At 72.0% G+C, this 19,718-nt stretch carries 18 protein-coding genes; 6 read left to right on the forward strand and 12 right to left on the reverse strand.

Annotation, left to right across the window (positions count from 1 at the left end):
- Both ACFVJQ_RS08175 and ACFVJQ_RS08180 read left to right on the forward strand, forming a co-directional pair.
- Entirely contained in the window at positions 1-237 is a 237-nt protein-coding gene (locus tag ACFVJQ_RS08175; protein WP_385508994.1) for a DUF397 domain-containing protein, read from the forward strand.
- Between the two features lie 63 nt (positions 238-300).
- Positions 301-1,116 (forward strand): SAM-dependent methyltransferase, encoded by an 816-nt coding sequence (locus ACFVJQ_RS08180; RefSeq protein ID WP_385508992.1) that lies wholly within the window; start codon positions 301-303, stop codon positions 1,114-1,116.
- Between the two features lie 56 nt (positions 1,117-1,172).
- Here the strand turns inward: ACFVJQ_RS08180 and ACFVJQ_RS08185 are convergent, their stop codons facing one another.
- The 7 genes from ACFVJQ_RS08185 to ACFVJQ_RS08215 all read right to left on the reverse strand — a co-directional run bounded on the left by ACFVJQ_RS08185 (position 1,173) and on the right by ACFVJQ_RS08215 (position 9,754).
- Complete coding sequence (locus ACFVJQ_RS08185; RefSeq protein WP_385781845.1) at positions 1,173-2,210, reverse strand: hypothetical protein; 1,038 nt, start codon at positions 2,208-2,210, stop codon at positions 1,173-1,175.
- Positions 2,211-2,386: 176 nt separating this feature from the next.
- Entirely contained in the window at positions 2,387-2,725 is a 339-nt protein-coding gene (locus ACFVJQ_RS08190) for a hypothetical protein (RefSeq protein WP_385781848.1), read from the reverse strand.
- Between the two features lie 15 nt (positions 2,726-2,740).
- Positions 2,741-4,216 carry an NACHT domain-containing protein gene (locus ACFVJQ_RS08195; RefSeq protein ID WP_385781851.1) on the reverse strand — a complete coding sequence of 492 codons (1,476 nt, stop codon included), beginning with the start codon at positions 4,214-4,216 and terminating at the stop codon, positions 2,741-2,743.
- Positions 4,217-4,340: 124 nt separating this feature from the next.
- Positions 4,341-6,935, reverse strand: coding sequence for a SpoIIE family protein phosphatase (locus tag ACFVJQ_RS08200; RefSeq protein WP_385781854.1), 2,595 nt, complete (start codon positions 6,933-6,935; stop codon positions 4,341-4,343).
- Positions 6,936-7,090: 155 nt separating this feature from the next.
- Complete coding sequence (rocD, locus tag ACFVJQ_RS08205; protein ID WP_385781857.1) at positions 7,091-8,317, reverse strand: ornithine--oxo-acid transaminase; 1,227 nt, start codon at positions 8,315-8,317, stop codon at positions 7,091-7,093.
- Positions 8,314-9,126: a dimethylargininase gene (ddaH, locus tag ACFVJQ_RS08210; RefSeq protein ID WP_385508986.1), complete on the reverse strand. Its 813-nt coding sequence runs from the start codon at positions 9,124-9,126 to the stop codon at positions 8,314-8,316. The genes rocD and ddaH overlap by 4 nt, the downstream gene beginning before the upstream one ends.
- A 124-nt stretch (positions 9,127-9,250) precedes the next feature.
- The gene (locus ACFVJQ_RS08215; protein ID WP_385508985.1) at positions 9,251-9,754 is read right to left on the reverse strand and encodes an Lrp/AsnC family transcriptional regulator; all 504 of its coding nucleotides are present in this window, start codon (positions 9,752-9,754) and stop codon (positions 9,251-9,253) included.
- 77 nt (positions 9,755-9,831) lie between these two features.
- Here ACFVJQ_RS08215 and ACFVJQ_RS08220 point away from each other — a divergent pair, with 77 nt between their 5' ends.
- The 4 genes from ACFVJQ_RS08220 to ACFVJQ_RS08235 are packed head-to-tail and all read left to right on the forward strand — an operon-like array spanning position 9,832 to position 13,888.
- Positions 9,832-10,587 (forward strand): LytTR family DNA-binding domain-containing protein, encoded by a 756-nt coding sequence (locus tag ACFVJQ_RS08220; protein ID WP_129797481.1) that lies wholly within the window; start codon positions 9,832-9,834, stop codon positions 10,585-10,587.
- Between the two features lie 9 nt (positions 10,588-10,596).
- Entirely contained in the window at positions 10,597-10,956 is a 360-nt protein-coding gene (locus ACFVJQ_RS08225; RefSeq protein WP_385508984.1) for a hypothetical protein, read from the forward strand.
- 20 nt (positions 10,957-10,976) lie between these two features.
- Positions 10,977-12,686, forward strand: a complete 1,710-nt coding sequence (locus ACFVJQ_RS08230) for a cation acetate symporter (RefSeq protein ID WP_385508983.1) — start codon at positions 10,977-10,979, stop codon at positions 12,684-12,686.
- Complete coding sequence (locus ACFVJQ_RS08235) at positions 12,683-13,888, forward strand: sensor histidine kinase (RefSeq protein WP_385508982.1); 1,206 nt, start codon at positions 12,683-12,685, stop codon at positions 13,886-13,888. The genes ACFVJQ_RS08230 and ACFVJQ_RS08235 overlap by 4 nt, the downstream gene beginning before the upstream one ends.
- Before the next feature lie 15 nt (positions 13,889-13,903).
- Here the strand turns inward: ACFVJQ_RS08235 and ACFVJQ_RS08240 are convergent, their stop codons facing one another.
- From ACFVJQ_RS08240 to ACFVJQ_RS08260, 5 genes are all read right to left on the reverse strand, one after another.
- Positions 13,904-14,074 carry a hypothetical protein gene (locus ACFVJQ_RS08240; protein WP_129796602.1) on the reverse strand — a complete coding sequence of 57 codons (171 nt, stop codon included), beginning with the start codon at positions 14,072-14,074 and terminating at the stop codon, positions 13,904-13,906.
- A 13-nt stretch (positions 14,075-14,087) separates the two neighbouring features.
- On the reverse strand, positions 14,088-15,911 hold the full coding sequence (locus ACFVJQ_RS08245; protein ID WP_385508981.1) for a protein kinase: 1,824 nt from the start codon (positions 15,909-15,911) through the stop codon (positions 14,088-14,090).
- Positions 15,912-15,931: 20 nt separating this feature from the next.
- Entirely contained in the window at positions 15,932-17,338 is a 1,407-nt protein-coding gene (locus ACFVJQ_RS08250; protein ID WP_385781864.1) for a DUF6777 domain-containing protein, read from the reverse strand.
- A 68-nt stretch (positions 17,339-17,406) separates the two neighbouring features.
- A complete protein-coding gene (locus ACFVJQ_RS08255) occupies positions 17,407-18,357 on the reverse strand; it encodes a cytochrome c oxidase assembly protein (RefSeq protein ID WP_385508979.1) in 951 nt (316 codons plus the stop codon).
- A gap of 150 nt (positions 18,358-18,507) precedes the next feature.
- Positions 18,508-19,533 (reverse strand): 6-phosphofructokinase, encoded by a 1,026-nt coding sequence (locus tag ACFVJQ_RS08260; protein ID WP_224733198.1) that lies wholly within the window; start codon positions 19,531-19,533, stop codon positions 18,508-18,510.
- Positions 19,534-19,718 lie beyond the last annotated feature (185 nt).

A 19,718-nucleotide genomic window follows, 5' to 3' on the forward strand; every position in this document is an offset into this window, starting at 1 on the left:
GTGCACCACCACATACGCAACGGCATACCGTCCCGGGAACTGGGCGCACGCGGCTGGTCCAAGCCGTGGAGCGACGACGCCGGAGGCGCCTGCGTGGAAGTGATGAAGCTCGCCGACGGACGCGTTGCCGTACGCCAGTCGACCGATCCCGACGGTCCGGCGCTGGTTTTCACCCCGCTGGAGATGTCGAGCTTCCTGACGGGTGTCAAGGCGGGTGACGCCGACTTCCTCCTCTGACTCCCCTGCTACTGCTGAGCGTTCCCCGCACCCCAAGCCACGACCCGAATGGGAGACACGGCGTTGCCTGACAACGGATGGCCGGCCGACCGCATCGACACCGAGAACGCGCACTCCGCGCGGATCTACGACTACATCCTGGGCGGCAAGGACTACTACCCCGCGGACAAGGAGGCGGGCGACGCCATGTCCCGGGAGTGGCCCGCCCTGCCCATCCACATGCGGGCCAACCGGGACTGGATGAACCGCGCCGTGCGCTGGCTCGCCGAGGAGGCGGGGATGCGCCAGTTCCTGGACATCGGCACCGGCATTCCCACCTCCCCGAACCTCCACGAGATCGCCCAGGCCGTGGCGCCCGGGTCGCGGGTCGTCTACGTGGACAACGACCCCATCGTCCTCACCCTCTCCCAGGGTCTGCTGGCCAGCACCCCCGAGGGACGCACCTCGTACATCGAGGCCGACTTCCGCGACCCGGCGAGCATCCTCGACGCCCCCGAACTGCGCGAGACCCTCGACCTCACGCAGCCGGTCGCCCTCACGGTGATCGCGATCGTCCACTTCGTCCTCGACGAGGACGACGCCGTCGGCATCGTCCGCCGCCTGCTGGAGCCGCTGCCCTCGGGCAGTTACCTGGCGATGTCCATCGGCACCGCCGAGTTCGCGCCTCAGGAGGTGGGCCGCGTTGCCCAGGAGTACGCGGCCCGCAACATGCCGATGCGGCTGCGCACCATCGACGAGGCCCACGAGTTCTTCGAGGGGCTGGAACTCGTCGACCCCGGCATCGTCCAGGTGCACAAGTGGCGCCCGGACGGCACGGGGGAGCAGGGCATCCGCGACGAGGACATCGCGATGTACGGGGCGGTCGCCCGCAAGCCGTGAACCATCCCGGGCCGGGGCCCACCTGTGGCCCCGGCCCGGCCGCGGACCACGAGGGATCAGGCCTGCTCGTCGCCGGAGACCGGCTCCGGTTCCGGCTGCACCTGCACCTGCGGTCGGCCGGTGCGTGCCCGCTCCATGTCGGCTCGTGCGTGGATCAGCAGGGCCACGGCCTTGATGATCGCGGCCGCGCTCATACCGAGCGCCGTCCCCAGTGCGCCGACGGCCGTGATCACCTGGGCGGTCTCCGACGGGTCCAGCCGATCGCCCGCAGGGGCTTCGAGTACGGGACGGCCCGCCAGGTAGGCCATCAGCCAGGCCGTACCCGCCGCGGTGGCCCACAGCGCGACGCGCTGGATCTCGGCTCGGCGCCCACAGCCCGCACCGGCGACCTCGGCGAGGCGGTTTTGGAGTCGCAGATGCCGGAACTCGTAGTGCGCACCCGACTGCCGCAGCACGCCACGGCGGTGCGCCTCTTCGAGGAACTGCATCAGCCGCCAGGGCGCCCGCCCGGTGACGGCCAGCCAGATCCTGGCCACGCCCATCCGCCCCCAGGCGCCGAGCGCGAGCGCGGAGGTGCCGACCGGCACCCACAGTTCGGTGTGCATGGTGCCCAGCGTGCTGCCCCGCCGAAGCGCCGAGATCAGCACCAGACAGACTCCGCCCGCCAGGAGGGCGGCGATCGCACTGCGCGCGAGAGTCGCGGCCCGGTCGGTGCGCAGGGTGCTCTGCGGACCGGCCGCGCGGATCGTGTCGGACGGTGTGTTCAGAGCACGGTAGACACCGGAGGCGCAGCCCCCGATGGCGCCGATCAGCACCCCGAACCAGACGAGGGGGACCACGGCGTCCCGCACGACCGTCCCGACGGGCCGGTGCACGAGCCACACCTTCACGGGGTCGGGCAGGGCGACCACCAGGTTGTGGGCGTCGACAGGTCTGCCGTCCCACTCGTCGGGCAGGCCGGTCCAGTCGATCACCCAACCGTCGCTCCCCGCACGGATCCGCACCTCCTCCGTCCGCCCCCCGAGTCGCTCGTCCCACGAGATCCGGGCGCCTTTCATCACGGCGAACGGCCGGTCGAGCGCCGCGCGTTCCACGAGCAGGACCTCGCGCGGGCCCGTCGAGCGGACGGACCGTTCACCGTCGTCCGTTTCGTGGAGCCGCCAGCTCTCGAAGACCTCACCGTTCTGAAGCCGGTGAGCGGGCCAGTGGATCCGGTACGCGGCGAACGCGCCGCTGACGCATCCGACGGCCGCCGAGGCGGTGACGCCGATCAGCGTGCACGCGACGAAGCCCCGCAGCAGGTCGCGGCCGGGACCAACGCACCGTAATAGCCCTGGATCGCAAGGCCGGCGAAGACGACCAGGGCACCCGCCACGCGCACGGCCACGGGGCCGCTCGGACTCCCCGCCCAGGGCAGGGCCAGCGGGAGGGGGCGCCTGGGCAGGCCGGCGACGGCGAACATCATCGCCAGGATCAGTCCGAAGCAGCACCCGTTGAGGAACCAGGTGGGTCTCGGGGTGATCACGGCCCCGAGGCGTGCGCCGACCAGGGGCGGTACCAGTAGGCCCAGACCCACCGCGACGACCGCGGCCGCGGCGGTCGTCCGCACCGCCGTGCGCGCCGATCACCGTGCTCCTTGCGGGGTTTCGGCGGTGGCCGGCAACAGAAAGGCGAGTCCGAAGCACAGGCCGGACCCGATGCCCGCGAAGTTGAGCACGGCCGACAGCCCGCTGTCCCAGTTGGCGACCACACCCCCGCCGTACACGGCCAGCGGCACCAGCAGCGCGGCCGTGGCGAGCAGCGCCAGGAGCGCAGGTCCGATCACCCCGAGCGCTCTCGGCATCACCGTCGAAAGCTCCCACCAGGCCAGCCGCCAGGTGGGCGTCGAGCCGGGACGACGGTGCCCGAGGTCACGCGCGAGGCGGCTCAGCCAGTGGTGGGCCGCGCCCGGGCGCCAGGTGCCCTCCGCGTCCGCGAAGGCCGCCGGTACGAACGCGTCCAGCAGGTGCTCCTCGATGGCCTGCGCCGTGGGGAAGCGGCCGGGGTCGGCCAGTTCGGCGGGGCTGCGGGAGGTGTCGCCGTACACCGTGCGCGCCAAGGCCACCATCAGGGGTGTGGTCAGTACGTCCGTGAGCGGTGGCGTGGGGGCCGCCAGCACCGGCGTCCACGCCGTGGAGCCGTCGCGGCGCGAACGGGCCGTGCGCTCCAGGTAGTTCCGTGCGGTGTCGAAGTCCAGCGGTCGCAGCCGTACGACCTCTGCCGCGGTCAGCACATCGCCGCCGCGCACGGCGCTTGCCCATTCCGCGGTGCGGCAGGTGAGCAGGACCGGCAGCCGCTCGTCCAGTTCGGCGTTCAGGCGCCGCAGCGCGTCCTCGCGGATGGCCTCCGGCAGTTCGTCGAGGCCGTCGAGCACGGGAAGCACGAGACCTTCGTCCAGCAACTCGCGGGCCAGCGTGCGCCCGTCACGGACGGCGGTCAGCGGCCGGTACTCCGCGGCCAGCCGCTCGGCCAGCCAGCCGCGCAACGGTGCGGACCGGGGGTCCCAGCTCGCCAGGGGGAACAGCACCGGCACCGGTTCGCCCGGTCGCCGCACGGCGAGCGAGCCCAGCACGAACCGCACGGCGAGAATGGTCTTCCCCGCGCCCGGATCGCCCAGCACAACGAGCCGGCCCGAGGGAACGGCCCGGAACGTCCCGACGATCCGGTCGAGCCGCTCGTCCCCGTCACGTGGTGCCGGCAACGGCAGCCCGCACGCGATGTTGCGCGGGTGGTCGGCGAGCGGCGGACCGACGCGGGACCAGTGGACGTCCAGTGGCGCCGGGTCCTGCAACCGGCGCAGCCGGGCCTCCGCGGCCCACTGGACCCGCACCGCCTCGGCGAGGTCGTCGGCCGCCTGCAGCCGCCGGTTCCCCGCAGCGGCGGTCTCCGCGCCACTCTGTCCACGCAGGAGGTCCGCGGTGAACGCGCACACCGCCAGCGCTGCGGAGACCACCGAGACCCACAGCGAGGCCGAGTCCTTGTCGTCGTTGTGGCGTACGAGGGCGACTACCAGCGCGACCGACGCGGCACCGGCCACTCCCAGTCCGAGACGGCGAAGCACACGACCACGCTCACACGGCGGTTCGCCCCCACAGGGAAGGATCGACGATCTTCGCCGCAACGGGTGACCGACAGGGCGGGTGTTCGCACCTGGTGCCCGGCGTGTCCCCCTGTTACGCAGGAGGTCACGTCAGCGACTGCTCCGCCCAGATGATCTTTCCGTCGGGTACAAAACGGGTGCCCCACCGCTGGGTGAGCTGCGAGACCAGCAGCAGCCCGCGCCCGCCCTCGTCCGTGGTGCGGGGGTGGCGCAGATGAGGTGCGGTCGCGCCGCCGTCGAAGACCTCGCAGGCCAGGGCGCGCCCCCTGATCAGCCGCAGTCGGATGGGGCCGATGGCGTACCGGATGGCATTGGTGACCAGTTCGCTCACGACGAGTTCCGTGGTGAACGCCAGTTCCTCCAGCCCCCACTCCGTGAGCTGCCGCATGGCCGCCTTGCGGGCGTCGGCGACGACGGCCGGGTCGGTGGGCAGGTCCCAGTCCGCGACCTGGTCGGCGCCGAGGCGGCGGATACGGGCCATCAGGAGGGCCACGTCGTCGTACGGGCGGGTGGGCACCAGGGCGTCGACCACGGAACGGCACCGGACATCGAGCGAGGGCGCCGGCCGTTCCAGGGCCAGCCGCAGCCGGTCCCGGCCCGCGTCGACGGCCCAGGCCCCCTCCCCGTCGGCGAGCAGCCCGTCGGTGTGCAACGTGAGCGTGCTGCCCGGTGGGAAGGTCATCTCCACCGACTCGAAGGGCGGCCCGCCCACGCCGAGGGGCGGCCCCTGGGGGAGGTCCACGAACGTGGCCGTACCGTCGGGCAGGATCACCGCGGGCGCCGGATGTCCGGCGGCGGCCATCGCGCACCGTCCGTCGACCGGGTCGTAGACGACGTACACACATCCGGCGCCGGACCGGACGTCGGCGGCCCCGTCGGTGGTCGGCACGGAGGGGCGGGTGCCGTCGGTCTCCCCGGCGTCGGGCACGGTGCCCGTGGTGTCGTCGGGAGCAGTGGCGTCGCATCCACCGGTGTGCGCAGCTCCCTCCGCATCCGGTACGTCGGCCCAGGCCGGGGCGGTCGCTCCGGTGTCCGGTGTGATGCCGTCCTCGTGTTCGGAACGCGCCACCAGGTCATCGAGGTGACCGAGCACCTCCTCGGGCGGCAGGTCCAGGGCGGCCAGAGTCCGCACCGCGGTACGCAGCCGCCCCATCTCCGCCGCCGCGACGATGCCGTGACCGGCCACCTCGCCCACCACGAGGGCGACCCGCGCACCGGACAGCGGGATGAGGTCGTACCAGTCCCCGCCGACGCCGGTCAGCTCGTCGGCCGGCCGGTAGCAGGCCGCCACCTCCACGGCCTCCTGCTCGGGCAGCCGGTGTGGGAGCAGGCTGCGCTGCAACACCAGGGCCGCGTCCCGCTCGCGGGTGTAGCGCCGGGCGTTGTCCACGCAGACGGCCGCCCGGGAGACGAGGTCCTCGGCCAGACTCAGATCGTCCGCGTCGAAGGCCTCGTGGCGGCGGCGCCGGAAGAAGGTGGTGACGCCCAGGGTGACGCCCCGCGCGCGGATCGGCACGATCATCGCGCTGTGCAGGCCCAGCTCCAGGAAGATCGACCTCCGGCCACCGCGCGCGTCGGTGGCCCACTCCTCGCCGAGCGGGTCGAGCCGCTCCTCGAGCCAGGAGCTGCCCGACATCAAGCAGCGGATCGGGGGCGACCCCGCCAGATACGTGGCCACCTCGCCGATGCCGAAGAGGGCCCTCGGGACCGCGTCGAGCGACCGCTGGCCCGCGCGGCGCAGCGGCACGGGATCCGAGGCGCTCAGCGGCCCGGGTGCGGGCTCCGCGCCGCTCAGCACCGACTCCAGCAGGTCCACGGTGACGAAGTCGGCGAGCTCCGGTACCGCCACGTCGGCCAGCTCCTGGGCGGTCCGCGTGATGTCCAGGGTGCGGCCGATGTGCTCGCCGGCCCGGTCGAGCAGGGCCAGCCGCTGCCGGGCGCGGTGCCGGTCGGTGATGTCCACGACGATGTAGTACACGCCCACCGGGTGACCCTGGCCGTCGTCGAGCCGGGTGAACGACATCATGTGCGAGGTCTCCCGGAACGGAGCGGACCGGACGCGGCCCACGTGCTCGAAACCGACCACGGATTCGCCGGTCGCCAGCACGTGCCGCATCTGCTCCTCGATCGCCTCGGTGTCCAGGCCCGGCTGGATGTCCGCCAGTCGCAGTCCCAGCCGGCGTTCCGGGGGGCCGCCGCCGTACTGGGCGAGGGCCGCGTTCGACCAGACGTAGCGCAGGTCCGTGTCGACGATCGCTATGCCGACGGGGGAGCGGTCGACGATCTGTTCCAGCATGGTGCGGCTCATGTCCCAGCCGGGCGCGTCCGCCAGCTCCGACATCAGCGCGAGCCACTGCGAGGGGCCGCGCGTCTCCCGCGCGGAGGTGATCCGCACCATCACCCGGACGGGCGGTCCGTCCTTGTGCCGGGCCGTCAGCAGCCCGGCCCATTCACCGTCCCTGCGGCAGCACTCGAGCACCTGCGGCACCCGCCGGGCGTCCTCGGCGGTCAGCAGGTCGGCCAGGTTCGTGCCCACTGCTTCGGCGGCCCCGTACGCCAGCATGCGCTCGGCGTCCCGGGTCCAGCTCGTCACCACGCCCCGTGCGTCCAGCAGCAGGGGCGCGGCATCCGCCACGTCGAACCGCCGACGGGCGACGTCGCGGTCCTCGTAAGTGCCCACGGCCGACCTCTCTGTCGCTGAGAGTGGTCTACCACCTCTCCCACCCATCTTCACCCTTCGCCCGTCGCCCCTGCCGCGCGGAAGCACGGGCCGGGCAGACGAGTGGGATCGAAGCGGACCTCGCTCATGAGGGGCCCTCGCCGGAGTGGGTGCCCTCACGCGCCTCGCAGCAGTACCGCCTCCAGTGCGTCGAGGGCGGAGCGGAGCTCCTCTTCCGTGATGGTCAGTGGGGGTGCCAGGCGGATCGTGGAGCCGTGGGTGTCCTTGACCAGAACGCCCTCCCGCATGAGGCGCTCGCTGACCTCGCGGCCGGTGCCGAGGGACGGGTCGATGTCGACGCCCGCCCACAGCCCGCGCGCCCGGAAGCCGACGACACCCTGGCCGACGAGCTTCGCCAGGCCGTCCCGCAGGACCACGCCCAGCTCCGCAGCCCGGCGCTGGAACTCGCCCGTCTCCAGCAGGTCCACCACCGCCGTGCCGACCGCCGCCGCCAGCGGGTTGCCGCCGAACGTCGAACCGTGCTCACCCGGCCGCAGCACACCGAGGACCTCCCGGCGCGCGACCACCGCCGACACCGGCACGATGCCACCGCCCAGCGCCTTGCCGAGAAGCAGTACGTCCGGGACGACGCCCTCGTGCTCGACGGCGAGCGTACGGCCGGTACGGCCGAGGCCCGACTGGATCTCGTCCGCCACCCACAGACAGCCCTTGCGCCGGGTCAGGTCGCGGACGCCCGCCAGATAGCCGTCGTCCGGGATCACCACACCGGCCTCGCCCTGGATCGGCTCGATCAGCACCGCCGCTGTCGTCTCGTCGATCGCCGCCTCCAGCGCCGCCAGGTCGTTGTACGGCACGATCCGGAAGCCCGGCGTGAAGGGGCCGAAGCCCATCCGCGCGGTCTCGTCCGTGGAGAAGCTGACGATGGTCGTCGTACGGCCGTGGAAGTTCTCCGCCGCGACCACGATCGTGGCCCGGTCGGCGGGGACGCCCTTCACGTCGTACGCCCACTTGCGCGCCACCTTGATGCCGCTCTCGACCGCCTCCGCGCCCGTGTTCATGGGCAGCACCATGTCCAGTCCGGTCAGCCCGGCCAGCCGCTCGGCGAACTCGGCGAGCCGGTCGTTGTGGAAGGCACGCGAGGTCAGGGTCAGGCGGTCCAGCTGGCGGTGCGCCGCGTCGATCAGCGCGGGGTGCCGGTGGCCGAAGTTGAGGGCGGAGTAGCCGGCCAGCATGTCGAGGTAGCGACGGCCCTCGACGTCCTCCACCCAGGTGCCCTCGGCGCGGGCGACGACCACGGGCAGCGGGTGGTAGTTGTGCGCGAGGACCGGCTCCTCGGCGCGGATCAGCTCGGCGGAGTCACGGGTACGGGCGGGTGCGGTCATGGGCGGATCTCCTGGGTGCAGCACTTGATGCCGCCGCCGGCCTTGTGGAACTCCGACAGGTCGACGGGGACGGGGACGTAACCGCGGTCGGCCAGCCGCGAGGCGAGGCCCTCGGCGCGGGGCGGGACGAAGACGTGGTGTCCGTCGGAGACGGAGTTCAGCCCGAACGCCATCGCGTCCTCGCGGGTGCCGAGCACCGCGTCCGGATACAGCCGCTCCAGCACCTCGCGGCTGCCGGGCGAGAACGCCTCCGGGAAGTACGCGATGTTCTCGTCGTCGAGCACGAACAGCGCCGTGTCCAGGTGGTAGAAGTACGGGTCCACCAGCGTCAGCGAGATCACCGGGACGCCGAAGAACTCCTGCACCTCGCGATGCGCCTCGCGGGTGGTGCGAAAGCCGGTGCCGGCCAGCAGGTACCGGCCGGTGAAGACGAGGTCGCCCTCGCCCTCGCACACGTTCTCGGGCCGGTAGACGTCGTAGCCCGCCGCCTTGAACCAGGTCTCGTAGTGGGTGGACTCGGGGCGGCGCTCGGGTGCGTGGAAGAGGGAGCCGAAGACGCGGCCGTCGACGACGACCGCCGAGTTCGCGGCGAAGACCATGTCCGGCAGCCCGGGCACCGGCGGCACGGTCTCGACCGTGTGGCCGTGCGCCCGGTAGGTGTGGATCAGCGCCTGCCACTGCTCCTGGGCGAGATCGAGGTCGACGCGGACGTCGGGATGCATCCAGGGATTGATCGCGTACTGCACGGCGAAGTGTCTGGGTTCGCAGACGAGGAAGCGCCGTCGGCGCGGCACACGGCTTGTGGGCACAGAGGGGTACCTCCGCTTCCAGCGGTGTCGACTGAGGGTTGACACCAAGGTAGGAAGCGACCGCGACGGGCGACAAGCAACAAAAGCTGCGTGTCCGCGCAGGAATGCTGCGTTCTGAACGCCCTCAGCGCAGGTCTGGTGCGGCCTGCGGCGCAGGGTGGCTGGCACCCGCCTCAGGACTCTCCGGGATCAGATGGGACAGCACCATCACGCTGATCGTCTTCCTGATGAACGGCTCCGCACGGATCCGCTCGAGCACCTCCTCGAAGTGCTCCACGTCCCTCGCCCGTACATGCAGCAGCGCGTCCGCGCCGCCGGTCACCGTCATCGCCGCCGTGATCTCGGGGTGATGGCGCACGACCTCCGCCAGCCGCCGGGGCGGGGCGGCGCCCTCGCAGTACACCTCGACATACGCCTCCGTGCGCCAGCCCAGCGCCGACGGCTGCACCGTCGCCGTGAACCCGGTGATCACGCCGGTCTCGCGCAGCCGGTCCACCCGGCGCTTGACGGCGGTCGCGGACAGCCCGATCGCCGTGCCGATCTCGGCGAAACTGGTCCTGGAGTTCGCCATCAACGCGGTGATGATCTTCCGGTCGAGCTCGTCGAAGGATGCCGGCCTGCTGTTCATGCGGGCACTGTATCCAGCAGAAACGTCCACGTCCGGCCCGTGTGCAGGCGTACGGAATGCTCCTAGACTCCACGTTCATGCTGCGCGCCCTGGCTGTCGACGACGAACGCCCCTCGCTCGAGGAACTCGTGTACCTGCTGAACGCGGATCCGCGGATCAGCAGCGCGGAGGGCGCCGGCGACGCGACCGAGGCGCTGCGCCGCATCAACCGCGCCCTGGAGTCCGGGCCGGACGGGCCGGAGGCCATCGACGTCGTCTTCCTCGACATCAACATGCCCGGCCTCGACGGACTGGACCTGGCCCGCCTGCTGACCGGATTCGCCCAGCCGCCGCTGGTCGTCTTCGTCACCGCCCACGAGGACTTCGCCGTCCAGGCCTTCGACCTCAAGGCGGTCGACTACGTACTCAAGCCGGTCCGCAAGGAGCGCCTCGCCGAGGCCGTGCGCCGGGCCGCCGAACTGCGCGGCACCGCACCGCGCATCCCCGTGCACGAGCCCGACCCCGACCACATACCCGTCGAACTGGGCGGCGTGACCCGCTTCGTCGCCGTCGACGACATCACTCACGTCGAGGCGCAGGGCGACTACGCCCGACTGCACACCGGCAAGGGCAGCCACCTGGTGCGCATCCCGCTGTCCACCCTGGAGGACCGCTGGCGCTCCCGCGGCTTCGTCCGCATCCACCGCCGCCATCTGGTCGCCCTGCGCCACATCGGCGAACTCCGCCTGGACGCGGGCACGGTCAGCGTCCTGGTCGGCTCCGAGGAACTCCAGGTCAGCCGCCGCCACGCCCGTGAGCTGCGGGACCTGCTGATGCGCCGGACCACGAGCTAGGGGGAACGCATGCCCCAGGACCAGACCGAACGCCGCGTCGTCGTCACCGGACCGCCCCGCCGCACCCGCCGGGCTTCCGGCTACTACCGGCCGCGCACCGAGATCGACGAGCAGACCACCCTTGGCCACACCTACGTCCGCTCCCTGATGCGCACCCAACTGCGGGCCGCGCTCACGGTGTTCGCCGTGCTCGGCCTGTTGGTCGGCCCGTTGCCCCTGGTGTTCGCGGCGACCCCGAACGCCCGCCGTCTGGAGTGGCTGGTGCTCGGCTTCGGCCTGTACGCGCCCCTGGTACTGCTGGCCCGCTGGTACGTGCGGCGCGCAGAGCGCAACGAACGGGACTTCGTCCGTCTCGTCGAGGACCGCTGAGCCGGCCGAGGCCCACGCCCGTGTACTCCGGATACGCCGTCCCCGCCGTCGCCCTGGTCGTCGTCGCGACCGTCCTCGTCGGCGCGTTCGGCCTGCGCATCTCCCGAACGACCTCCGACTTCTACGTCGCCTCCCGCACCGTCGGCCCGCGCCTGAACGCCGCCGCCATCAGCGGCGAGTACCTCTCCGCGGCCTCCTTCCTCGGCATCGCCGGCCTGGTCCTGGTCCAGGGGCCCGACATGCTCTGGTACCCCGTCGGCTACACCGCCGGATACCTCGTCCTCCTGCTCTTCGTCGCCGCCCCCCTCCGCCGCTCCGGCGCCTACACACTGCCCGACTTCGCCGAGGCCCGGCTCGCCTCCCCGGCGGTGCGGCGGCTCGCGGGCGCCTTCGTCGTCGGCGTCGGCTGGCTGTACCTGCTGCCCCAGCTCCAGGGCGCCGGGCTGACGCTGACCGTGCTGACGGGCGCACCCGACTCGCTCGGCGGGATCATCGTCGCCGTCGTCGTGACCGCGATCGTCGCCGCGGGCGGCATGCGCAGCATCACCTTCGTGCAGGCCTTCCAGTACTGGCTCAAACTCACCGCCCTCCTGGTCCCCGCCCTGTTCCTGGTCCTCGCCTGGCAGGGCGACGGAGCCCCCCGCAACGCCTTCGACGAACCAGCCGGCTTCCGCGAACAGCGCGTCGTCCGCGTCGACGACACCCTCGACCTGAAGCTCGAAGAACCGCTGACGGTGACGGTGACCGGCACGGTCGACGGCCGCAGGTACGAGGACGACAGCCTGCGGCTCCCCGCCGGCACCCACCGCATCGAGCAGAGCACCCGCCTGACCTTCGACAAGGGCGACCCCGTCCCCACCGCCGACTCGGCCGGCGGCGGCATGTCGCCCTCCCGGGCCGAGAGCCGTGAGGAACGCCCGCTGTACGCCACGTACGGTCTGATCCTCGCCACCTTCCTCGGCACCATGGGCCTGCCGCATGTCGTCGTCCGCTTCTACACCAGCCCCCACGGCGTGGCCGCCCGCCGTACGACGGTGGCCGTGCTGGCGCTGATCGGCGGCTTCTACCTGCTGCCGCCCGTGTACGGCGCCCTCGGCCGGCTGTACGCCCCCGAACTCACCCTCACCGGCGACGCGGACGCGGCCGTCCTGCTGCTGCCCGAGCGGATGATCGGCGGCGTCGGCGGCGATCTGCTCGGCGCGCTGGTGGCGGGCGGCGCCTTCGCCGCGTTCCTGTCCACGGCGTCGGGGTTGACCATGGCCGTCGCGGGCGTCCTGACGCAGGACGTCCTGCCGGCCCGCGGCGTGCGTCACTTCCGGCTCGGCACGGTGCTCGCCATGGCGGTGCCGCTCGCGGCGAGCGCCCTGGTCGGCGGGCTTCCGGTGGCCGACGCGGTCGGGCTGGCCTTCGCCGTGTCCGCCTCGTCGTTCTGTCCGCTGCTCGTGCTCGGCATCTGGTGGCGGCGGCTCACCCCGCCCGGCGCGGCCGCCGGGATGCTGCTGGGCGGCGGCTCGGCGTTCCTGGCCGTGGGCGCGACCATGGCCGGACTCCCCGGCGCAGGCCCGCTGCACGCCCTGCTCGCCTGGCCCGCGCTGTGGTCGGTGCCGCTGGGCTTCCTCACGATGGTGCTGGTCTCCCTGGCGACCCCGGGCCGGGTCCCGGCGGGGACGGCGGCGATCCTGGCACGGTTCCATCTGCCGGAGGAACTGCGGGCGGAGGTGAAGGCATGAGCGGTTTCCTGGCCGGCCTGTGCGTCGCCGTTCTGCCGCTGCTGGCCGCGGGCTTCTGGCTGGGCCGGCGTACGGCCCGCCCGGAGAGCCTCGGAGGCCTGGGCACCCCCGTCGAGCACGCCACCTTCCAGACCCTGCACACCGCCTCCCTCGCCGCACCCCCGCTGCGGGCGGGTCTCACCGAGGAGACCGCCCGCAAGTCGGCCCGCAGGCTGCGCACCCTGCTCGGCACGGACGCGCTGTGCCTCACCGACGACACCCACGTCCTGGTCTGGGACGGAGTGGGCGACCACCACCGCGCCGAGATCATGGAACGGCTCGCCGGCCCGCTGGAGACCGGCCGCGGCGAGGCGTTCCGCCTCACCTGCGACGCCCCCGACTGCCCACTGCGCTGGGCGGTCGTGGCCCCCCTCACCGTCGACGACCGGGTGCACGGCGCCCTGGTCGCCTGCGCGCCCCGCGAGTCCGCCGTCCTCGTCCGGGCGGCCGGCGAGGTCGCCCGCTGGGTCTCCGTCCAGCTGGAACTCGCGGACCTGGACCAGTCCCGCACCCGTCTGATCGAGGCCGAGATCAAGGCCCTGCGCGCCCAGATATCCCCGCACTTCATCTTCAACTCGCTCGCGGTGATCGCCTCGTTCGTCCGCACCGACCCCGAACGTGCCCGCGAACTGCTCCTGGAGTTCGCCGACTTCACCCGCTACTCGTTCCGCAGGCACGGCGACTTCACCACCCTCGCCGACGAACTCCACGCCATCGACCACTACTTGGCGCTCGTGCGGGCCCGCTTCGGCGACCGTCTCTCCGTCACCCTGCAGATCGCCCCCGAGGTGCTCCCGGTCGCCCTGCCCTTCCTCTGCCTACAGCCGCTCGTCGAGAACGCCGTCAAGCACGGACTCGAGGGCAAGTCCGACAAGTGCCACATCAGCATCACCGCGCAGGACACCGGCGCCGAGGCCCTGGTCGTCATCGAGGACGACGGCGCCGGAATGGACCCCGACCTGCTGCGCCGCATCCTCGCCGGGGAGGTCAGCCCGTCGGGCGGCATCGGCCTGTCCAACGTCGACGACCGGCTCCGCCAGGTCTACGGCGACAACTACGGCCTGGTCATCGAGACCGCGGTCGGCGCGGGCATGAAAGTCACCGCCCGGCTGCCGAAATACCAGCCGGGCGTGCACTCGGCGGGGCGGCTCAGCCGCGAGTGAAGACCCGCCGGGAGCTCAGGTGCTGCGCGTGGCGACCATACCGAGGGTGATCAGACCCAGCACGACCCAGCCGAACCACAGCCAGCCGTTGCTGCCGAGCGCCACCGTGTAGCCCGTCACCACGACGAGCCCACCAACGGTGAGCACCCCCATCGCCTTCGTAGAACCGTCCGTGGAACCGGGCATCGCAACACCCTCCTCATGGTTCGTCCCCCTCCATGGTGCCCCCGTTCTGCTTCCGGACGGTGCAGACGACGAAATGAGTGCCGGATTTCCAGGAACCCTCACCGGTCCAGGAACCGGCCTCGTAGACGGAAGGGTCGAATCCGTAGTCGGCAGGCGGTACGTCCCGCGCGCACGCCGTGTCCGACCGCGTGCGCGCCTGCGCAAGCGTCAGCCCCGCGTCCAGACGGGTGAAACCGAGCACCTGCTCGTCGTGGCGTCCCTCGCAGGACACCAGCCGGACGTCCCGGTTGGAGCGGGCGTCGAGGCAGTCCCGCTTCTGCATGGTCGCCGTGTCCGTGAACGCCGACCCCGGCCTGCGATGGCCGGCGAGCGGCCCGTACACCGGCCCGTGCGCGCCCAGCACCAGACAGGCGGCGCGCCGTCCGGCCGCATCGAAGCCCGCCTGCGTCGGCAGGACCGCGAAGCTGCGCACATCCGCGAGCCGCTCGCGGACCTCCCGCGTCAGCTCCTCGCACCGGGCCTGCCCGAGCGTGCGTGCCTGCTCCGCGGACGCGGCTTCGAAGAACGCCATCACCTGCCCGTCGGGCGCCTTGTCCCGGCAGGTCGGGTCCAGGGAGAGCCGGGGCGTGCCGGTGAAACGAGCCGCGCCGGGCCAGTCGGCGAGGACGCAGTCGCCGGCCTTCAACGGTGCGGCGAGCCCGACGGTGTCGCCGTACGGCGCCGTGTCCGTGCCGTCGTCGGCCGTCCGGTCGGCCAGGGCGTACCAGACTCCGCCCAGCGCGAGGGCCAGCCCCAGTCCTCCGGAGACGAGTGCCTGCAGGGCCCGGGGACGAGTGCGGCGGCGCCGGCCCGGCTCGGGGGAAGGCGCCGCGACGGGGGCGGCCGCCGCGGCCGGCGGAAGAGCCGACGCCTCGTTCCAGTGGGGCCGCGACCCGAGGTCCGTCCGGGTCCGCACATACCCGTCACCCTGCGGCGCCACGATCCGCGCCAGCGCGGCCTCGGCCTGAGCCGCGGTCATCCGCTGCGCGGGATCCTTCGCGAGCAGCGCCCGCAGTACGGGTTCCAGGGCACCCGCGCCCACCGCGGGCCGCGGCTCCTCCGTCACCACCGCTGTGAGCTCCGCGAGGTGCGACTCCCGGTCGAAGGGACCATGGCCCTCGACGCCGTAGTAGAGCGTGCAGCCCAGCGAGAACAGGTCGGCGGCCGGGGTGGGCGGCCCGCCGGTGACCCGCTCCGGCGCGAGATAGCCGGACGTCCCCACGAGGGCGGACGCGAGCGTGTACCGCGTCTCTCCCGCGTCCGGCTGCACGGAGATGCCGTAGTCGGTGAGCAGGATGCGCCCGTACGGCGCCCCGGTGCGGTCCGGCGCCAGCAGGATGTTCGCCGGTTTCACGTCCCGGTGCATGACGCCCCGCTCGTGTCCGGCGGTCAGTGCGTCCAGCACGGCCAGACCCGTGCGGGCACACTCCGCGGGGGCGAGCGGTCCGCGCCGGGCGACCAGGTCGCGCAGATCGACGGCGCCCGCCACGTACTCCATGACGATCCACGGCAGCCCCTCGTGCTCCAGCACATCGTGCACGGTCACCACATGCGGATGACCGCGCAGCCCCGCCGCGTGCCGGGCCTCCGCGCGGGCCCGGGCCACCCGCGCCTCCCGCTCGTGGCCGGCCTCGGCCGGGTCGCGGAACACGATCTCCTTGAGCGCGACCTCGCACGCCAGTCTCTGGTCGTGGGCGAGCCACACATGACCCATCCCACCGCTGCCGAGCCGGTGCAGCAGCAGATAGCGGCCGGCGATGACCCGGCCCACTCCCGACGTCGGTGATCCTGAAGGCATGCGGTGACTCCCTCGGGGTGCTACGTCGTGGCGCTCGCTGTGGGTTCGACGGTCCCGGGCTCACTCGAGACCGGTGCGCTGCTCGGGACCGGATCACTCGGCGGAGGTGAGCTGGTCACCTCTGGGGGCGCGCTGGTTTCCGGGGGCGGCTCGCTGGTGGGCGGGGCCGTGCTGGTGGGTGCGGGGCTCGACGGCGGCGGGGCGGAGGAGGGCGGGCGGCTGGTGGGCGGTGCGCTGGTGGGTGGATCCGTGACCGGCGGTTCGCTCGTGGGCGGATCACCGGTCGGCGGTTCGCTTGTGGGCGGATCACCGGTCGGCGGTTCGCTTGTCGGAGCCGACGATGACGGCGGCGAGGCCGATGACGAGGGTGTAGAGGGCGATGGCGTCGAGGTGTCGGACGACGGGTCGCCTGTCGGCTGTGAGGTCGCCGGGCTGGGGTCCGGGGGAGTGGTCGCCACTCCGCTCGTACCGTCGGCCACACTCAGCGTCACGTACTCCCCGAACCGCAGCTCCGTCCCGGCCGGCGGATCGGACGCCATGACCCGCGCACCGTCGGGCGGCAACCCGCCGCCGTCGAACGCAACCGCCAGCCCCGCGTCGGTCAGCAGCCGGCTCGCCCGCCCGAACGTCGTCCCGGCCAGGTCCGGTACGGCGCGCCGCTCCCGCGTGTCGAACGCGGAGTCGTCGTCACCCGTCGTGCCGACCGGACGGCTGATCCCGCGGTCCGGGTCGTCCACGTCGACCAGGGCCAGCCGGTCCAGTGTCCGCGGGGCGGGCTGCACGGCCACCACGGAGTCGCGGTCGTAGCCCTTCCACTTCTGGTTGCCGTCCTCGAACCGGACCGAAATCCTCCCGGTGTCTCCCTCGAAGGGGCGCAGCGGATTTCCGCAGGAGCACTTGACGGCGGGCAGTCCCTGCGGGTCGACGAGAACGGCGATTCCCGCCTGCAGCAACGCATCGAAGGGAACAGACTTTCCCTTCTTGTAGTCATGGTTCTTCACAAGTGTGTCGGTACGGAGAAGAACCGGCGTGAGCCGGTCGAGATAATCCGGGATCCCGGCCGTCGTGATATCGAGCACGGTCGCCCAGGCCTGTGCCTTGCGGTGATTCCTGGGATCGGTGAGGAATTCCTTCAACCGTGCGACATCACAGATCCGCTGCTCCCCGGTGCCGCCGTACAGTCCTGGCGTGTCGCCCTGCTGAAGGCCGCCCGGTGCCGGACGGGAGCGGAGGCCGGCGTCGTGGCCGAGCCCCGCGCTCTCGTCGAAGAAAGGTGCGAGTGAAGGAACTCCCGCGGCAACGGCCTTCACCGCGAACAAAGGTGCGCCCCGGTCACATCCGCTCAGGACCACCACGAAAACCAACAGGACGGCGATCCTGCGGAACACCGATTTCCCCGCCCTGCGCATGTACGCACGAAACGTCATCACCGCTCCCCCCGGCGGTTCCCCCAACGCGTTTCATGCTACTGAAAGGAACTGCCCGGAAAAGGCGGTCAGCGGCTGCGTGCGTTCAGTGAGGCCAAATAGGCGTTGTATGCCTCGAGTTCCTTGTCGCCGTCACGGTCGGCGGCCCGGTCCTTGCGCCGCGCCTGCCGCTGGTCGGAGGCGTACCACTGGAACAGCAGGGCGATCAGCACGAGTACGGACGGGATTTCGCTGAACGCCCAGGCGATACCGCCGGCCGCGTTCTGGTCGCTGAGTGCATCGATGCCGAGGGAGGCGGGCGGGTCGGCGTACGTGTCGATCATCGGCGTCGAGGCCATCATCAGCGCGATACCGAAGAACGCGTGGAACGGCATGCCCGCGAACAGCTCCAGCATCCGCATCAGATAGCCCGGCCGGTGCGGTCCCGGGTCCACGCCCATGATCGGCCAGAAGAACACCAGGCCGACGGCGAGGAAGTGCACCATCATCGCGATGTGCCCCGGCTTGGAGCCCATCAGGAAGTCGAAGATCGGGGTGAAGTACAGCGCGTACAGGCTGGCGATGAACAGCGGGATCGTGAACACCGGGTGGGTGATGATCCGCATGTACCGGCTGTGCAGCACGGCCAGCAGCAGCTCACGCGGCCCCTTGCGGCCCCGGCCGGCCGGCGGAAGTGCGCGCAGCGCCAGGGTGATGGGGGCGCCGAGCAGGATCATGATCGGGGACAGCATGCTGATCACCATGTGCTGCACCATGTGCACGCTGAACATGACCATGCCGTAGTCGTTCAGCCTGGTGCACATCATCAGCCCGACGCTCAGCACACCGGCGGCGAAGGACACGGTCCGCCCCACCGGCCACTTGTCACCGCGCCGCACGAGCCGGGCGACGCCCCAGCCGTACAGCACGAGCGCCAGCAGGCAGGAGACGAGGAAGAACGGGTCCGCCGACCACTGAAGACCCCGCCCCAGCGTGAACGGCGGCAGATCCATCGTCATGCCGTGCCCGCTGTGATCCATCCGCCGGCTCCTGATTCGTGGGGGGTTGTGCAGTCTGTCCGCACCAAGACTAGAACTGCCCCCGGCGACTCATGTCACCGGGGGCAGTGCAGCTCCCTGGGGGCGCGGGGAACTGCGCGACCAGCCACACAACCCGCACCCGCCGGACGGCTAAAGCACGCACTCCGCTTCCGCGTACCGCTCCGAGGGAACCGTCTTCAGCGTCTCCACCGCCTCGCCCAGCGGCACCATCACGATGTCGGTCCCGCGCAGTGCGGTCATCCTGCCGAACTCACCGCGGTGGGCGGCCTCCACGGCGTGCCAGCCGAAACGGGTCGCGAGCACCCGGTCGTACGCAGTCGGCGTCCCACCCCGCTGCACATGCCCGAGGATCACCGGCCGCGCCTCCTTGCCGAGCCGCTGCTCGAGCTCGATGGACAGCTGGCGTGCGATACCCGCGAACCTCTCGTGCCCGTAGATGTCCTTGCCCCCCTCGTCGAACGCCATGGTGCCGGGCCGCGGCTTGGCACCCTCCGCGGCGACGACGATCGCGAACCGCTTGCCCGCCTCGAAGCGCTCGCCGACCCGCGCGGTCAGCTCGTCGATGTCGAAGGGACGTTCGGGGACGACGATGGCGTGGGCGCCCGCCGCCATCCCGGAGTGCAGTGCGATCCAGCCGGTGTGGCGGCCCATGACCTCCACGATCAGCACCCGCTGATGGGATTCGGCGGTGGTCTTGAGACGGTCGAGGGCCTCGGTCGCCACAGTCACAGCCGTGTCGAATCCGAACGTCACGTCCGTGACCGCGATGTCGTTGTCGATGGTCTTCGGCACCCCGACGATGGGCAGTCCGCTGTCCGACAGCAGCCGGGCCGCCTTGAGCGTGCCCTCACCGCCGATCGGAATGATGGCGTCGAGGCCGAGCTCGGCCACATGCCCCTTGGCCCGCTCCACGCCGTCGCGCAGATGCTCGGGACGGACCCGGGAGGAGCCGAGGATGGTGCCGCCGCGGGCCAGGATGCCGCCCACCGCGTCGAGGTCGAGCTTGAGGTAGTCGCACTCCAGGAGGCCCTTCCAGCCGTCCCGGAAGCCGATGACCTCGTCGCCGCGGTCGGCGACGGCACGGTGCACGACGGACCGGATGACGGCGTTCAGGCCGGGGCAGTCGCCGCCGGACGTGAGGACACCAATGCGCATAGCCCGAAATACCTTCTCAACGTGGGCCGGGGACCGGACCACGTTGTCCGGCTCGATCCCCGCCACCCTAGCGGCACCAGGGGGCGGGGCCGAACCGTGCGTCCGCCTGCTGGACGAGCGCGCTCACCTGTGCGGATGGTCCGTCAGACGGGCTGGCTGAGCCTGTCGGCGGCCGGGTGTACGGG

It is taken from the genome of Streptomyces sp. NPDC127197 (assembly GCF_042672405.1).
GTDB lineage: Bacteria > Actinomycetota > Actinomycetes > Streptomycetales > Streptomycetaceae > Streptomyces > Streptomyces flavusporus.

Bases quoted from the DNA above. Each gene is read 5' to 3' on its own strand.
- rocD (WP_385781857.1), bottom strand. From the start codon at position 8,317: ATGACCGCACCCGCCCGTACCCGTGACTCCGCCGAGCTGATCCGCGCC.
- ACFVJQ_RS08215 (WP_385508985.1), bottom strand. From the start codon at position 9,754: ATGAACAGCAGGCCGGCATCCTTCGACGAGCTCGACCGGAAGATCATC.
- ACFVJQ_RS08220 (WP_129797481.1), top strand. From the start codon at position 9,832: ATGCTGCGCGCCCTGGCTGTCGACGACGAACGCCCCTCGCTCGAGGAA.
- ACFVJQ_RS08225 (WP_385508984.1), top strand. From the start codon at position 10,597: ATGCCCCAGGACCAGACCGAACGCCGCGTCGTCGTCACCGGACCGCCC.
- ACFVJQ_RS08235 (WP_385508982.1), top strand. From the start codon at position 12,683: ATGAGCGGTTTCCTGGCCGGCCTGTGCGTCGCCGTTCTGCCGCTGCTG.
- ACFVJQ_RS08240 (WP_129796602.1), bottom strand. From the start codon at position 14,074: ATGCCCGGTTCCACGGACGGTTCTACGAAGGCGATGGGGGTGCTCACC.
- ACFVJQ_RS08245 (WP_385508981.1), bottom strand. From the start codon at position 15,911: ATGCCTTCAGGATCACCGACGTCGGGAGTGGGCCGGGTCATCGCCGGC.
- ACFVJQ_RS08250 (WP_385781864.1), bottom strand. From the start codon at position 17,338: ATGACGTTTCGTGCGTACATGCGCAGGGCGGGGAAATCGGTGTTCCGC.
- ACFVJQ_RS08255 (WP_385508979.1), bottom strand. From the start codon at position 18,357: ATGGATCACAGCGGGCACGGCATGACGATGGATCTGCCGCCGTTCACG.
- ACFVJQ_RS08260 (WP_224733198.1), bottom strand. From the start codon at position 19,533: ATGCGCATTGGTGTCCTCACGTCCGGCGGCGACTGCCCCGGCCTGAAC.